The following is a 14,668-nucleotide window of genomic DNA, read 5'->3' as shown; positions in this document are numbered from 1 at the left end:
CCACAGGAGCCGTACGTGATCGACCGCAAGAGCCTCCTCGCCGATCTGCAGAAGCAGGTCAAGGCGGCAGAGACCGACCTTGAACAGCAGGTCAAGGCTGTCCCCGAGGTCGGGACGCGGCTGCGCGGCGAGTACGACCAAGCGCGGAAGCTGGGCCGTACGGCGGCGACGTGGAATGCGTGGCTCGGGGAGCGGATCACGCAGGTTGCGGTGGCGTGGGTGCTGGGCACCGTGTTCGTCCGCTTCAGTGAAGACAACCGGCTGATCGCCGAGCCATACATCACGGCGCCGGATGTGGCGGGGCGGGAGATCGCGCAGGCGCGCTACGAGGAGTACCTGGAGAAGGACGCCGACCCGACGTATCGAGGGTGGCTGGAGACTGCGTTTGCCGAATTGGGGGCGGGGCAGGCAGGGCGGTTGCTCTTCGATCGGGAGCACAATCCGCTGTATCAGATTCCGCTGTCGCACGACGGGGCCGGTGCGTTGCTCACTTTCTGGCGGCAGCAGCGTGCTGGCGAGGGGGTGGCCGATGGCGACAGCATGCCCCGCCCGGGCGGCGGCCTGGTACTCGTGCACGACTTCAGCGACCCGCTGAGCGAGGACGGCACTCAGGGGTGGGACACACGGTTCCTTGGCGACCTGTACCAGGATCTGAGCGAGGCGGCCCGTGAAAAGTATGCGCTGCTACAAACGCCAGAGTTCGTAGAGGAGTTCATCCTCGACCGGACGATGACGCCTGCGGTACGGGAGTTCGGCTTCGAGCAGTTGAAGATGATTGACCCGACCTGCGGGTCGGGGCACTTCGTGCTGGGTGCGTTCCGGCGGTTGGTGCGGATGTGGGCCGAGCAACGGCCAGAGGTGGGTCCGTATGAGCGGGTTCGGGCAGCGTTGAGCTCGGTTCACGGAGTGGACCTCAACCCCTTCGCGATCGCGGTGGCCCGCTTTCGGCTATTGGTAGTGGCGATGGCCGCAAGCAACATGCGGACGTTCGAGGAGGCACGCAGGGGCGACTGGCCAATCCAGCTCGCGGTCGGAGACTCACTCATCAAGCACCGTCAGCTGGAACTGCAGCTGGGGATCGGGCTTGAGGAGGAAGGTGGCGTTCCTGCCGGTGACCCACTGGCGGAGTTCTCGTATGCGACGGAGGACGTCCACGAGTACCCGGGGATTCTGAAGCAAGGCCAGTACCACGTGGTGGTGGGGAACCCGCCCTACATCACGGTCAAGGACAAGAAGCTCAACGAGCTGTACCGGGAGCTGTACGACGCGTGCGCGGGGAAGTACGCCTTGTCCGTTCCCTTCGCGCAGAGATTCTTCGAGCTCGCTAAGCATGGCAGGGCCGACGGGCACGGCTACGGGATGGTTGGCCAAATCACAGCCAGGTCGTTCATGAAGCGAGAGTTCGGCGCCAAGCTCATCGAGGATTTCTTCGCGCACAAGACTGAGCTCAGCGAGGTCATCGACACCTCGGGGGCTTACATCCCAGGGCACGGAACACCGACGGTCATTTTGATCGGCAAGCCGAGGGGTGACGGTGGACGATCGACGTCGATCCGAACAGCCCGCGGCGTACAAGGGGAGCCGATCACACCGGAGAACGCGGAGGAAGGACTGGTTTGGCGGGCAATCGTAGAACAAATTAATAGACCTGGATCCGCCAGCCAGTGGGTGTCGGTAGACGACTTGGCGCGCGAACGCTACTTCAGAAAGCACCCTTGGGTTCTAACTGACGGCGGACAGGAAATGATTGACTCGCTCAACGAAGCTGCAGTCTCGAAGCTTTCTTCGGCCGTTGAGTCTGCGGGATCGAGCGCCATTACTGGAGATGACGATCTATTCATCATCCCTGGGCCATCGGCCCGATGGATTGACCTGAACATTCACCCTATTCGACCGTTCCTCGAAGGTGACCAAGTTCGCGAGTGGAGCTGCACCCCCGCAGCCAGCGCCATTTACCCGATGAGTGCCACACCTGAAGAGCGTCAAACTTTGGAGGAGACCCGACTCTGGCCAGGTCGCAGGATCCTACGCGGAACTCTGTACTTCGGAAAGACCAAAGAACAACGATCCATGCCATGGTCAGAATACGCCTTTTACAAAGCTGACCGACTGCAGTCCCCATTCCTGATTACATTCTCCTTCGTCGCCACCCATAATCATTTCGCACTCGATCGAGGTGGACGCGTCCACAACAAGTCTGCTTCCGTAATCAAGTTGCGAGATGGAGCTACGGAGGAGGAGCATGTGCGGCTACTCGGACTGCTCAATAGCTCCACGGCCGGGTTCTGGCTCAAGATGGTGAGCCACAATATGGGCGCGGGAGGAATTGGCGGAGGCATCGCGGCGGAACAGTGGGAGCAGTTTTATCAGTTCAACGGAACTAAGGTCAACGAATTCCCTCTACCGGCCAGATTTCCCACCATTCTCGCCGCTGAACTCGACTCCCTCGCCCAAGGGTTGTCCAATACAACCCCAGCCGCACTGGCGAACGAGTCTCGTCCCACCACCCATGCCCTGCGCGAAGCCCAATCTCGCTACAACTCCATCCGCTCCCGCATGATCGCCCTCCAAGAGGAACTGGACTGGCAGGTCTACTCCCTCTATAACCTGCACTCAGAGGACCTGCGCCTACCCGACGCTTCCGCCGTCCCCGAACTCGCTCTAGGCGAGCGCGCCTTCGAGATTGTGCTCGCACGCCGGGTCGCCGCCGGCGAAGCCAGCAACGAATGGTTCAAACGCCACGGCTCCACACCCATCACCGAGATCCCCGCCCACTGGCCCGCCGACTACCGCGCCCTTGTCCAGAAGCGCATCGACACCATCGAGTCGAATCGCGCCATCGGCATGGTCGAGCGCCCCGAGTACAAGCGACGCTGGGCCACCGAGGGCTGGGACTCGATGCGGCAGAAGGCCCTAAGGTCCTGGCTGCTCGACCGGATCGAGGACCGCACCCACTGGTTCGACGTCAACGGCAATCCCACCGTCACCACACTCCCCCGCCTCACCGAAAGCCTGTCCGCCGACGAGGACTTCGCCTCCGTAGCCGAGTTGTACGCGCCCCGGCAGGACCTCGCGAAGACCGTGCGCGAGCTGCTCGCCGAGGAGCACGTGCCCTTCATCCCGGCCCTCCGCTACAAGCCAGCCGGGCTGAAGAAGCGCGCCGACTGGGAGCACGTCTGGGAGCTCCAGCGCGAAGAGGACGCCGCGCCCGACGAGCCCGCCAAGCGGAAGATCCGTGAGCGGACGCCCGTACCGCCGAAGTACACATCCGCAGACTTCCTGAAGCCAAGTTACTGGCGTGCACGCGGCAAGCTCGACGTGCCCAAGGAGCGGTTCGTGTCGTACGGAACGGTCAACGCGCAGTCGCCGGAGCTGTACGGGTGGGCCGGCTGGGATCACCTGGAGCAGGCGCTCGCGCTCGCCTCGTACATCCAGCAGGCCGGGCTTGGTGAGGACGAACTCGTGCCGTTTCTGGCCGGGTTGCTGGAGCTGCAGCCGTGGCTGGAGCAGTGGTACGGCGAGTACGACCCGGAGTTCGGGGCATCGCCGGCCGCCGAGATCCTGGCGTTCCGGCAGTCGAAGCAAGGTGAGCTCGGGCTGACGGACGACGCGCTGCGGGCCTGGCGCCCGGCAGCCGCCACCCGCGGGCGCGGTGCGAAGCAGGCCGCTGCCCCGAAGAACCGCGCCCGCGCGAAGGCTGCCGCCCAGGCGTCCGGCACGGACACCATCACCGACGCAACAACCGCTGCCACCACCGGCACCGAGTCCGACTGAGCAGGGCGAGGAGAAGCAGAGAAACCATGGCGTTCATGAGCAAGAGCACCTCTCGCCCCGAAGACCAGCCGCTGCTGCGCGAGTTGATCGACATCCCGGTGTCGGTCTCCACCTCCGACTTCGTACTGAAGCTGAACGAGGCGGTCACCCCCGAGGGGGCCGAGGCGGCGCTGAAAAACTACGTCGTCACCGACCGGCTGCTCGGCAACTTCGACGAGGCCCTCGACCTGATCAAGTCGGCGCTGGACAGCCACTCGTCCAAGGCCGCCTATCTGCACGGGTCGTTCGGTTCCGGTAAGTCGCACTTCATGGCGGTGCTGTACGCAATCCTTTCGCGGAATCAGGCCGCTCGGGCTCGTGCGGATCTCGATCCCGTACGGACCCGGCACTCCTGGCTGGACTCGGACGACCGCAAGTTCCTGTTGGTGCCGTACCACATGCTGGGTTCCAAGTCCCTGGAGCAGCGCGTGCTCGGTAAGTACGTGGAGCACGTACGGAAGCTGCACCCCGGCTGCCCGCTGCCGCAGGTCTATCTGACCGACGGGCTCTTCGAGGACTTCGCCGAGCAGCGCCGGCGGAACGGCGACGCGCGGGTCATCGAGCAGCTCGCCGATGCCGGAGGCGGGCAGGAGGACGAGTGGGGCGACTCGTTCGCCTGGACGACCGAGCTGCTCGACCAGGCGGTCGCCGCGCCGGAGGAGCACGACAACACCAAGAGTCTCGACCTGGAGAGCCCCTCCACGCCGCAGGAGTTGAGGGCCCGCCTTGTGCAGGACCTCACCCAGACCCTGTTCCCCTCCTTCGCGCGCAACGCCTCTGAGGACGCCGACGGGTTCGTCTCGCTGGACAAGGGGCTCGGCATCATCGCCGCGCACGCCAAGGAGCTCAACTACGACGGCCTCGTCCTGTTCATGGACGAGCTGATCCTGTGGCTGGCCTCCCGTATCCACGACCAGAAGTTCGTCTCCCGCGAAGCCGACAAGATCACGAACTTCGTGGAGGGGGCCGCCGAACGACGCGCCATCCCGGTGGTGTCGTTCATCGCCCGCCAGCGCGACCTGCGTGAGCTGGTCGGCGAGGAGATGTCGGGGGCCGCAGAGGCCGCCGTGCAGGACACCTTGAAGTTCAGTGGCGGGCGCTTCGACAAGGTGGTGCTCGAGGATCGGAACCTTCCGCAGATCGCGCAGGCCCGGCTGCTCAAGCCCACCACCGACGACGCCGAGGCGAAAATCGAGGCTGCGTTCGCCGAGGCCAAGAAGCTCGGCCCGGATGTCTGGGACACCCTGCTCGGCCACGACAAGTCGACCACGGGCGCGGACGAGACCGCGTTTCGGCGGACGTATCCGTTCCCGCCGGCGTTCATGGACACCCTGGTGCATATCTCCGGCGCGTTGCAGCGCTCCCGCACCGGTCTGAAGCTGATGAGTCAGCTGCTGGTCGATCACCGCGACGACTGGCGGCTCGGGCAGCTCGTGCCGCTCGGTGATCTGTACCCGGCGATCGCGGGAGGCGGCGACAAGGCGTTCAGCGGGGAGACCAGTGTTCACTTCGAGGCCGCCGAGAAGCTGTACCGGGACAAGCTGCGCCCGTATCTGCTGAAGGCCAACCAGGTCACCGAGGATCAAGTCGAGGTGTACCGGCGTCGCCCCGAGACTCTGAACGATCCCCAACTCACTGCTCGCTGCCGCGACTTCACCGGTGACAGCCGGCTGTTGCAGACGCTGCTGCTGTCCGCGCTGGCGCCGAGCGTACCTGCGCTCGCCGACCTCACGCTCGCGCGGCTGCACGCCCTCAACCACGGCTCCATCACCACCCGCATCGCGGGCACCGAGGTCGGCCGCCTTGAGCACAAGGCCAAGGAATGGGCGGCGACCTTCCCGGAGATAAAGGTCACCGGTAGCGGGCCGGGCGCAGTGGTGCGCCTGGAGCTCACCGGCGTCGACCTGGACGCCGTCCTCGCCAACGCTCAGGTGCACAACAACCAGGGCAACCGCCGTACCAAGATGCGTGCCCTGCTCAAGGACGCGCTCGGCGTCAGCGACGGGCCTGGCGGCTTCGATGCGTACGACGTGCTCAGCCTGGTCTGGAAGGGGACTGAACGGCAGGTCGAGGTGGTCTTCGGGAACGTCGCCGATCCCGATTCCCTGCCCGAGACCACACTGCGTCCCAGCCAGGATGACGCCTGGCGCCTGGTCGTCGACTTTCCGTACGACGAGGGCGAGTACGGCCCGATGGACGACCTCCAGCGGCTGCGCTCCCTGCGGGAGAAGCCGGGCGGTGACTCGCGCACCCTGGCCTGGCTGCCCACCCACCTGACGGATGCCTCCCGCGCCGACTTCGAGCGTCTCGTCGTCATCGACAAGGCCCTCGCCGACGAAGCACGCTTCGATGCCGAGTACGCACGGAGCCTGAACGCGGACGACAAGGAGCGTGCCAAGGGCATGCTCCAGTCCCAGCTCCTCGTCCTCACCGAGCGGATCGGGCAGGCGCTGCGGCAGGCGTACGGGCTTGCGCAGAAGCAGGAAGGCGTGGTCGACCTCAGCTTCGAAAACCATCTGGTCGCCCAGCAGGATGTAGCCGATCTGCGGCCCCCGCTCGGCGCACCGCTGGAATCCGCCGCCCGCGACCTGGTGGGCAAGCTGCTCACCCAACAGTACCCCGCACATCCCAATCTGGACCCCGAGGGCACGGGCAGGCCCGTGAAGCCCGCCGAGATCAAGACCGTCTTCGAGTACGTGCGCAGGGCCGCCGAGGACCGTGACGGGCAGGTCGAGGTCGAGGCCAAGGACCGCAAGGTCATGGCGCGGATCGCGGGCGGGCTCGGGCTCGGCGTCATGCGGGAGGCGTACTACCGGCAGTCCACCGCCTGGCCCGACCACTTCAACGCCCAGGCACGCCGGGACGGTGTCGCCGAGCCGACCCTGGTCAAGCTGTCCGACTGGAGTGAGCTGCCCGAGCGGCGTGGGCTGCCGGAGCCGCTGCAGCGGTTGGTCGCCGCCGCGTATGCGGAGGTGACCGACCGGGTGTGGGTGCGCGGCGGGGTGCCCATCGAACCGGCGCCCGCACCACACGAGTTGAAGCGGGACTACGCGCTGCGCGAGCAGCAGCTGCCCAGCGAGAGCGACTGGGACGAGGCACGCAGGCGCTTCGAGCCGATGCTCGGGAAGCGGGCGCCGCAGCTGCGGCGCGGGCGGATCGTCAACCAGTTCGCCGGGCAGATCAGGCAGGTTGCCGCCGCGCTCGCGCAGGACACCGGACGGCTCGTCGGGGAGCTGGAGAAGCACCGCGACTTCCTGCGGCTCAGTGACGACTCGCCCCGGCTCGTTCTCGCCCGGCGTGCGCAGGAGTTGGTCAAGGAGGTGACCGAGGCCGGGATCGATGCCAAGTCCGTGGTGGACCGGCTCGCCCGCTTCGACCTCGGGGACTTCACCACACATCGCTTCGGCATGTCGCTGATGAGTTCTGGGAAGGTCGCCGGCGCTCTGCAGAACACCGTCTGGGACCAGTTGAGCCTGGCCGACACCCTCGGGGTGGACGGTGCGGCCGTCCTGGAGCGGGTGCGGGACGCGGCTGCCGGGGACCCCGGAGACTACCCCGACCTGCCGGGAGTATTGACGGCAGCCGGCCGGGAGGTGCTGTCCCTGCTGAGGTCCCGGCGGACCGCGACCGAGCAGCCCCAGCCGCCCGTCGCACCGCCGCCCAGCTCTGAGAACGTGGATCTGAACACCGGTTCAGCCCACCCGCAGGTACTGCCGGAACCGGGACCTCGCACTCCCTCTCCATCGCGAACCGCAGCCCGTTCCGGTGGCGGGCGTACCACCGCAGCTCGAGCCGCCGCCGAACTGCAGGCCGAGATCGCGGCGCTCGCAGCCGAGAATCCGAACGCCACTGTCGAGGTCGTCTGGAAGGTCGTCGACTGATGCCCGACACGGTCACCCCAGTCCCCGCGGCCGTCGGCCCCGCCCGGCTGTCCGCAGGCACCGTCCGCCAGTACGTCGCCGCCCGCAGCCGGCTCGGCGACGGCACGGCCCGCGTCCTGCTGTTGCGAGCCGCTCCCTCCTGGGACGCGCCCGCGGTACAGCGGACTCCAGGCGGACTGCAGGCACGGGTGGCTGTGGCTCCCTCGGTGCTCGCCGTGCACGAGCAGATCCTGGGCCACCTCGACGCGGCGGAGCCTGTCGAGCCCAAGGTCCTGGTTGTCCTCACTGATCGTGAGGACACCGACCTCGACCCCGGGCTGCTCGCCCGTGTCTACGGTGGCCGGATCCGGTCCGTCGACAACTGGGAGGTCGTGCAGGAGGCGTTCGACGCACGCGGCCTCGACGGGCGGCTGCGCGGCGAGAAGTGGGCGGCCGAAGCGCTCCTCGACGCTGCGGCAACCCGGGGCTGGCCCTCGCTCGGTCGGGGCCTGCTCTCCCGTGACGAAGCCCTCACTCGGCTGGCACGGCGGCGCCTGAGGCTCGGCCGCCACGACACGAACCCACTCGGCCGGCCGGCCGCACACGACGACGGAGACCGCATCGATCCCGTCGCCCTGTTCGAGTGGACCCTCACCCCTGGTGGCCCGGACCTTCTGCGCGAGCTGCGCGGCCCGGAGCGGGCAGGTCTGGCCCGCTTCCTCTCGGAACCCGAGCAGGGCGGGTCCACCGGCAGGATCGTCACGGCCCTGGTGGACGCCGAACACGGAGCGGACGCAGCGGCATACGCGGTGGTGTGCGCCACGCTGTGGGGGCACGCGGAAGCCGATCACGACCTATACCGGGCGCGCGGGCGGGCCGAGCGATGGCTCGGCGAAGCACCACCCGCCCAGGGTGACGAACTCGACAGGCTTCTGACCTCCTTCGGGCAGAGCGGCGAGGCGTACGTCCGGGGCCTGGTCGACCGGGGAGAGCACCGGCTCGCCGACCCCGTCCTGACGCGAGCCGCCCAGCTCGTTGCGCAGTTCGGCGCGCAGGCTGCCGCCTCGGCCAGCCCTCTACTCGAAGCCGGACTCGACGCACGTTTCACGGCCGCCGGCCACGCCCTCTCCGACGGAGACGCGGAGAAGGTCACAGCCGCCGTCAGCGCCCTGGCCGAGCACGCACTTGCCGCGGACGGCACCAACCCAGCTCGTATCGAGCGCGTGCGGATGGCAGCACGGCTGCGGCGGTGGCTCAGGAACCAGCCTGGATCCGAGATCACCTCGGTGGCCGACGGCACCGCCCGTCAGATCCGCGAACTCGGCTGGGTGGACCGGGCCTTGGAACACCTGGAGGCGGGCGGCGACGCAGACGCTGCACTCTCCGATGCGTATAGCCGGATCGGCGCCCAGGTGCGTGAGCGGCGCAAGGAACTGGACCGGACGTTCTCCGAACGGCTCGCGGTGTGGACCGCGGACGGCACCGATCCCCGCTCCATGCTCACCGTCGAGAGCCTCCTCCACCGCGTCGTCGCACCCGTCGTGCAAAGTCCAGGCCGACGGGTTCTGCTGCTCCTCATCGACGGCATGAGTGCGGCGATCGCCTCCGAGCTCGGCCAAGAACTACGGAGCCAGTGGGCCGAGTTCGACCCCCTCACCGAAGCGACCGGCCAGCCGGCCCGACGAGCAGTGGCTGCAGCCCTGCCCACCCTGACCACCATCTCTCGCACTTCGCTGTTCGCGGGCACCTTGATGAAGGGCGACCAGAACGACGAGAAGCGGCTCTTCCCTCTGCATCCCTGCTGGAACGGCGCCCCGGCTGCCGTATTCCACAAGGACGATCTGCGCGGCCCGGATACCGGCTCGCCTTTCTCCACCGCCCTCGCCGACGCGCTGGCCGACGAGCGCATGCACGTCGCGGTCGTCCTCAACACCGTGGACGACCGGCTCGGCAAGGAGCAGAAGCTCGGCGACGGCGCATGGTCCGCGAAGGAGATCGGCGGCCTGGAGCCGCTGCTGCGCGCCGCACGCGCGAACGACATGACCCTGCTCATCACCTCGGACCACGGTCATGTCGTGGAGCGGCGTGGCAGCAAGCTCGATGCGGCCGGCGGCACCATCGGCTCGGCGCGCCATCGCACCCCCGGCGGGCCCGTAGCACCGGCTGAAATCGAGCTGTCCGGGCCCAGGGTCGTGTGGCCGGAACCGGGAGCGCGGATCGTCGCGCTGCGCGACCACGATGCCCGATACACCGCACTGAAGGCGGGCTATCACGGCGGGGCGACACTCGCCGAGTTCACCATCCCTCTGCTCGCCCTGCTGCCGTTCGGCGCCGAGCCGCCCGCGGGTTGGCGCGAGCTGGGCGACCCTGCGCCCGTGTGGTGGGAGGAGGGCACCGAGGCCGCAGCCGAAGTGGAGGCGGAGGCCGCTCCCGCCCATGGCGCTGCCACAGTGCGCCCGCAGCGTAAGCAGCCCAAGAAGTCCGCTCCGCCCGTGCCCGAGGGAGTCATCGGTCTCTTTGGCGAGGAGGAGGTGGCGCCCCCGGCGACGCAGACATCTGCCGAACCTGCACAGCAGGCCGTTGCCGAGCCTTCGAAGACGGAGGCCGCCCCCTCCTCTGCCATGGCAGGGAGCCCTGCCAGCACACTGGTGGAACGTCTCATGGCCACGGAGCTGTACCGGGCGCAGCTGGAGCTGCTCGCTCGCCAGCCACGCGACAAGACCGTCCTCCCGAGGGCGCTGGCCGCGCTCGTCGAGGCGGGCACCCTGTCGATGACCGCGCTCGCCGAGCGCGCCGGCCAGCCCGCCACCCGAGCCCCCGGCTTCGCCGCGACGCTCGCCCAGCTCCTCAACTACGACGGAGCCCAGATCCTGGAGATCCTCCCCGACAACCGCACCCTGCGCCTGCACCGGGCCCAGCTGATCGAGCAGTTCGGCCTGTGAACCGGCACCACCAACTCAGCCACTCTTCGAACCGACGGGACCGTGGCCGGGTGGATGGGAGACTGTCCGAGTGAACGGGTTTGGATCTTCAGCCTCCGGTGCCGCCGCCGCTGTCGGGGCCGTACGCCGACGCGCCGTGGTGGACGCGCTGCGGCGCGGCGCCGTCCCCGAGAGCGGACTCGACCTGCTCGCCACCGGACTCGGCCGGTTCGAGCAGGCCATCGACGAGGAACTGGACACGGTCGCTGCCGGCGGCTCGGTGTTCAAAGCCGTACGCGGTGAGTACGGCTCCGGCAAGACCTTCTTCACCCGCTGGCTCGGCGAGCGCGCCAAGCGGCGCACCTTTGCTGTGGCCGAAGTGCAGGTGTCGGAGACCGAGACACCCCTGCACAAGCTCGAGACCGTCTACCGCCGACTCACCGAACGCCTGAGCACTGCGAGTTTCCCGCCTAGCGCCCTGCGCCCGGTCGCCGATGCCTGGTTCTACGCGCTGGAAGAAGATGCCCTCGCCGACGGCACGGGCGAGAAGGAACTGGCGCAAGCGGTGGACCGGCTGCTCACCGCCCGCCTGGCCGAGGTGTCCCGGCATGCACCGGCCTTCGCCACCGCCCTGCGCGGATACAAGCAGTCCCTGGACGCGGGCGACGAGGCCACCGCTGCCGCGGTGATGGCCTGGCTCGGTGGCCAACCGCACGTCGCCGCAGCTGCCCGGCGCAGCGCAGGCGTCCGAGGCGACCTCGACCACTTCGGTGCCTTCGGGTTCTTGCAGGGCTTGCTCACCGTGCTCCGGGACGCCGGGCACGGGGGACTCATCCTCGTACTGGACGAGGTGGAAACCCTGCAAAGGGTTCGCTCCGACGCCCGCGACAAGGCACTCAACGCCCTGCGCCAGCTCATCGATGAGGTCCACTCCGGCCGTTTCCCCGGCCTGTACCTCGTCATCACCGGCACCCCCGCCTTCTACGACGGGCAGCAGGGCGTGCAGCGACTGGCCCCGCTCGCCCAGCGGCTGGCCACGGACTTCACCACTGATCCGCGCTTCGACAACCCTCGGGCCGTCCAGATCCGCTTGCCGGGATTCACCGAGGAATCTCTGGTCGGGCTCGGCTCCACCATCCGTGACCTGTACGCCGAAGGCTGCCAGTCTCCCGACCGGATCAAGCGGCTCGCCGATGACGCGTACCTCACCGACCTGGCCCGAGCTGTGGGCGGGGCCCTTGGCGGGAAGGTCGGAGTCGCACCGCGGCTGTACCTGAAGAAGCTGGTCGGGGACGTACTCGACCGGATCGACCAGTTCGACGACTTCGACCCGCGCACGCACTACAAGCTGACCGTGGCCAGCGGTGATCTCACCGCCACCGAGCGGAACTTCGCCGCGCCGGCACCGGCCGCCTCAGCGGACGATCTCGACTTGGACCTCTGAGGGCCGGCTCGCCGTAGCCCCATCCTCCGGAGTCCCGAACTCTGACGACCATCGCAGGAGTCACCGACGTGCAGGAGCAGCCCAGCGGTACCGACCCGGTGGACCGCCTCGATCCGGTGGTCCTGCACCACATCGTCAACACGCTTGGCTGGCCCGATCTGCGCCCACTGCAGAAGGCTGCCGTTGGCCCGCTGATGGACGGCGAAGACGCGATCCTGCTCGCGCCGACCGCCGGCGGGAAAACCGAAGCCGCCACGTTCCCGCTGCTCTCTGCCATGCGGGAGAACCGTTGGACCGGCACCTCGGTGCTCTACCTCGCCCCGCTCAAAGCGCTCCTGAACAACCTGGTGCACCGGGTCGACAGCTACGCCCAGTGGCTTGGACGCCGAGCCGCCCTCTGGCATGGCGACACCCCGGAGTCCGTACGCCGCCGCATCCGCACCGACTCCCCCGACTTCCTGCTCACCACGCCCGAGTCACTCGAAGCGATGCTGATCAGCGTCAAGACCGACCACGCCCACATGTTGGGAGGGGTACGGGCTGTCGTCGTCGACGAGGTGCACGCCTTCGCAGGGGACGACCGCGGCTGGCACCTGCTCGCCGTACTGGAACGCCTGGAGCGACTGACCGGCCATCGCATCCAGCGCGTCGGCCTCTCAGCCACCGTCGGCAATCCCGACACGCTCCTCACCTGGCTCCAGGGAGCAAGCCCCGCCGACCGGCCCGGCCGAGTCGTCGCACCTGGCGTCACCCTGCCCGCAACCACCGACGCCGCGAGTACCACCGAACTCCCGCGCCCCGCAGGGGAAGTGGAGCTCGACTACGTCGGCTCTCTCGCCAACGCAGCCAAGGTGATCTCCGCTCTGCACCAGAGCGAGAAACGGCTCGTCTTCTGCGACTCCCGCAAACAGGTGGAGGAACTCGGCGCCGCACTCCGCGCCCGCGACGTCACCGTATTCCTCTCTCACGCCTCACTCTCCACCGACGAACGCGCCCGTTCCGAGCAGGCGTTCGCGGAAGCCCGCGACTGCGTCATCGTCTCCACCTCCACCCTGGAGCTCGGCATCGACGTCGGCGACCTCGACCGCGTCATCCAGATCGACTCCCCCGGCAGCGTGGCTTCCTTCCTGCAGCGCATCGGCCGCACCGGACGCCGCGCTGGCACATCCCGCAACTGCCTGTTCCTCGCCACCCGCCCCGACATGCTGCTCCAAGCAGCCGGTCTGCTCTCCCTCTGGGCCCGCGGCTGGGTGGAACCCGTCACCCCGCCACCTTCACCCCGCCACCTCGTCGCACAACAACTCCTTGCCGTCACCCTGCAGGAACATCGCATGGGCGACCGTCTGTGGCCCGAGCAATGGAACGGCCTGGCGCCCTTCGACCGCTCCGCCGCGCCCCTCCTGTCGCACTTGGTATCCGAGGGCTTCCTCGACAGCGACGGCGGCATGCTGTTCATCGGCCCCGAGGCCGAAAAGCACTTCGGCCGACGCCACTTCATGGAGCTGACCGCCTCGTTCACCGCACCCCCCGAGTTCACCGTGCTCGCCGGGCGCACCGAGATCGGCACCACGGACCCGTCCGTCCTCACTGAGGAGCGCCAGGGACCACGGCGGCTACTCCTGGCCGGCCGCAGCTGGCAGGTCACCTTCATCGACTGGGCACGGCGCCGCGCCTTCGTCGAACCGGTCGAGGACGGTGGCGTTGCCAAATGGCAGGGCAGCGAGGCCCGTGGCCTGTCGTACGCACTGACCCGCGCGATGCGCGAGGTCCTGCTGGGCAGCGACCCCGACGTCAAGCTCACCCGCCGCGCCACAGCGACCCTCGCCGAACTCCGCATGGACCGCGCACCCCACGAAGTACACCCGGCGGGCACCCTGTTGGTCCGAGACGCAGACGCCGCCCGTTGGTGGACCTGGGCCGGCTACCGCGCCAACGCCACACTCGCATCTTCCCTCGGCAACCTCGCCGACCCAGTACAGCGCCCCACCGACACCCATATCCGGCTACGCCAGGACCTCTCCCTCGCAGACTGGAAAGCAGCCCGCGCCGAACTCCCCGACTCCCTCACACTGCCCACGGTCGACCCTCGCGCCGTACGCGGCCTGAAGTTCTCGGTGGCCCTGCCTCCGCGCATCGCCACGGCCACCCTCGCCGAGCGCCTCGCCGACTTCGAGGGCGCCCTCGCCGCAGCCCGGGAGCCCGTGCGGGTCGAGTGGGGCGGTTGAGGGCTGAGCAAGTGGCTGGAACCTTCGATGTGCATGGGCGTCTCGCCCCGGCTTCTTGGACTGGTGCCGGTCGGTCATGCAGGCCGCCCTGCGGCCATGTCGCTACGTGTGGCGAGGCCGCCGCTCCGGCAGACGGACGCTAGACCCCACTACCGGATAGGTCTGACAATGCGGCCCTGGCCGTATTGGGTTTCCGCCAGCTTTCCTTTCTCACCGCGTTCGTTTCCGGTCACTCCTTCGTGCCGCCTTGACCATTGCACAAGGTCAGGAGTGGGCTCCAACGCGATGAGAGCAGGTGAGTTTTAGGCCGAAAATGACTCTTGCCCTCAACCGGTGTCAGTGGGTGGGTTCATCATCATCTGCCATGACGCAGGAACCATCACAGGTCCCGAGGCAACCATCCCC

General features: G+C 68.1%; 5 protein-coding genes. All 5 read left to right on the top strand.

Annotated elements, in window-relative coordinates:
• Positions 1 to 15 precede the first annotated feature (15 nt).
• The 5 genes from pglX to SLINC_RS33420 all read left to right on the top strand — a co-directional run bounded on the left by pglX (position 16) and on the right by SLINC_RS33420 (position 14,263).
• The gene (pglX, locus tag SLINC_RS33440) at positions 16 to 3,774 is read left to right on the top strand and encodes a BREX-2 system adenine-specific DNA-methyltransferase PglX (RefSeq protein ID WP_107406717.1); all 3,759 of its coding nucleotides are present in this window, start codon (positions 16 to 18) and stop codon (positions 3,772 to 3,774) included.
• A gap of 26 nt (positions 3,775 to 3,800) precedes the next feature.
• Positions 3,801 to 7,694, top strand: coding sequence for a BREX-2 system ATPase PglY (gene pglY / locus SLINC_RS33435; RefSeq protein ID WP_067441133.1), 3,894 nt, complete (start codon positions 3,801 to 3,803; stop codon positions 7,692 to 7,694).
• Positions 7,694 to 10,615, top strand: a complete 2,922-nt coding sequence (pglZ, locus tag SLINC_RS33430; protein WP_067441130.1) for a BREX-2 system phosphatase PglZ — start codon at positions 7,694 to 7,696, stop codon at positions 10,613 to 10,615. The genes pglY and pglZ overlap by 1 nt, the downstream gene beginning before the upstream one ends.
• A 70-nt stretch (positions 10,616 to 10,685) precedes the next feature.
• Positions 10,686 to 12,038, top strand: a complete 1,353-nt coding sequence (brxD, locus tag SLINC_RS33425) for a BREX system ATP-binding protein BrxD (RefSeq protein ID WP_067441128.1) — start codon at positions 10,686 to 10,688, stop codon at positions 12,036 to 12,038.
• 68 nt (positions 12,039 to 12,106) lie between these two features.
• Positions 12,107 to 14,263, top strand: a complete 2,157-nt coding sequence (locus tag SLINC_RS33420) for a DEAD/DEAH box helicase (protein WP_067441125.1) — start codon at positions 12,107 to 12,109, stop codon at positions 14,261 to 14,263.
• Positions 14,264 to 14,668 lie beyond the last annotated feature (405 nt).

The sequence above is a fragment of the Streptomyces lincolnensis genome, from assembly GCF_001685355.1.
In the GTDB taxonomy this organism is placed as follows: domain Bacteria; phylum Actinomycetota; class Actinomycetes; order Streptomycetales; family Streptomycetaceae; genus Streptomyces; species Streptomyces lincolnensis.
Note: the sequence above shows the minus strand (reverse complement) of the source record. Positions and strands in the feature narration are given on the sequence as shown.

Excerpts from the sequence above, each read along its gene's own strand:
- pglY (WP_067441133.1), top strand. The coding sequence starts at position 3,801 with ATGGCGTTCATGAGCAAGAGCACCTCTCGCCCCGAAGACCAGCCGCTG.
- pglZ (WP_067441130.1), top strand. The coding sequence starts at position 7,694 with ATGCCCGACACGGTCACCCCAGTCCCCGCGGCCGTCGGCCCCGCCCGG.